Origin of the sequence: Peptoniphilus indolicus ATCC 29427, from assembly GCF_000227315.1 — a bacterium.
Classification (GTDB): domain Bacteria; phylum Bacillota; class Clostridia; order Tissierellales; family Peptoniphilaceae; genus Peptoniphilus; species Peptoniphilus indolicus.
The window spans coordinates 941210-943359 of record NZ_JH165061.1 but is presented as its reverse complement, the minus strand read 5'-3'; the positions used below and the strand labels follow the sequence as shown (position 1 = coordinate 943359).

1 protein-coding gene is annotated in these 2150 nt (G+C 32.0%); it reads left to right on the top strand.

What is annotated here, in order from left to right; translation table 11 throughout:
• Positions 1-170 precede the first annotated feature (170 nt).
• Positions 171-2150: C69 family dipeptidase (locus HMPREF9129_RS04265; protein ID WP_004820712.1), on the top strand; the 1980-nt coding region annotated here is incomplete at its 3' end.

The following is a 2150-nucleotide window of genomic DNA, read 5'->3' as shown; positions in this document are numbered from 1 at the left end:
TATAGTCATTATTTAATCTATTTACATTAAATTTAATATTTTAACTTATTTTACTAATTAATTATTATAAAATTCTCTTTTGAATTAAATATTACTAATTTATTAATTGTTTATATTAAAATTTGACAACATTAAATCCTATCAATATAATCAGATTTAGGAGGTGTTTTATGAAAAATTTTAAAAAATTGTTAGCCGTTACTCTTGTGTCAACTTGTCTACTTGGAACTACACAAAACGTTTTCGCGTGTACTGGTGTAATAGTAGGAAAAAATTTGACCACTGATGGTAGTTTTATCTATGGTAGAACTGAAGATTACGAAAGAAACAGAACTAAGAGATTAGTTGTCCACCCTGCTGGAGAATTCAAAAAGGGAACCAAACTTGTTGATTCAAACAATGGTTTTGAATTTATTCACCCTGAAGATAGTTTTAAATTCTTCTCCACTCCTGACTCCACACAAAAACCTGAAGAGATGGAAAAAGGTGTATATGATGCAGCAGGTTATAATGAATATGGCCTCGGTGCTTTCTGTACTGTTTCTGCAAACTATTCTGATGATATAAAAGCTGTTGACCCTTACATAGAAAATGGAGTGAATGAGGCCTCTATGACTACATTCATTCTTGCACACGCAAAATCTGCAAGAGGCGCTATCGAACTATTAGCTAAAACTATTGACGAAAAAGGAGCTTCTATGGGTGACATAGTAGTATTTGGAGACCACGATGAAGTTTGGTATATGGAAATTTATTCCGGGCATCAATATGTTGCAATAAAATATCCAGCTGATAAGTTCAGTGTATTCCCTAATGCATTTTGGTTAGGTGGCGTTGATTTGAACGATAAAGAGAACGTTATATCTTCAAAAGATGTAGTTAAAATTGCTAAAGATGCAAAAACTTATACTGAAACTAAAGATGGTCTAATAGATTTAGCCGCTTCATATAACCCGAAACAACTAAGAGAATCCAATAGATCCAGAATGTGGTCCGGTGTTCACTCTCTTGATCCAAACTCTACTGTTAAATATGATTCTGAAAGATTCAATTTGATGAATGACCTTTCCAAAGACAGTAAAAAAATTGATATAAAAGATGTCTTAGCTTTCACAAGAAATAGATTTGAAGGTACTGACTTCAAGGCATCTGAAAATAGAAAATTATTAAAAGATAGTAAAGAATATAAATATCCTATCGGCAATATCAACACTATGCAATCACATATATTTCAAATAAAAGAAAACTTTCCTAAGGAAGCTCCTGGAATTATGTGGCTAACCCCCGGAAGTCCACTTAACATTCCATACATTCCAGTCTTTCCGGACATCAATGATACAACTGAGCAATATAAAAATAATGCTCCAACTTATGATGATAACTCACTTTACTGGGTAGGAAGTTCTGTAAATGATTTAGTAACTTCTAACAGAGAAGCTCTTGGCGTTTCTACAAGAGAAAAAGTTCTGGATTTAGAAGATAAATTTATGAAAGATTTGCCAGCCTTAGAAAAAGAATGGTTAGCTCTTTATGACAAAGATAAAGCTGAAGCGGCTAAATATTCCACAGAAAAAACTAATTCTTTCTCAAATGATGCATTCAAACTTGAACAAGATTTACAAAAAGAACTTTCAGAAATTTCAAAAGTTGACATAGACAATCACTGGGCAAACAAAGCTATTTTAAACAACATTGCCAACAAGACAATGTCCGGAATAGATAAACTACACTTCGCTCCTAATCAAACTATTTCAAGAGCAGAATTCGTTACAATATTAGGTAGACTTGAAAAAGTTGATACAGAAAAATTCAAAGAAAACAAAGCTACTGATATAGTTGCTGATAAATTCTATACAGCTTATATGAACTGGGCAGTTGAAAATAATTTAGTCAAAGGTAAGGAAGACGGACTTGTTAAACCTGATGATAAACTAACTCGTGAAGAAATGTCTGTAATCTTAGCTAAGTATATAAATATGTCAGCTGACAAAGACTTGCTTAAAAATGTAAAAGCAGAAGTTAAATTTGCAGATGAAAAAACCATTTCTGATTGGGCAAAAGATTCTGTTACTCTTCTTTCTAACATGAAATTATTAAAAGGAAAAGATAATAATAGTTTCGCTCCTAAGGATAATTTGACAAGAGCTGAA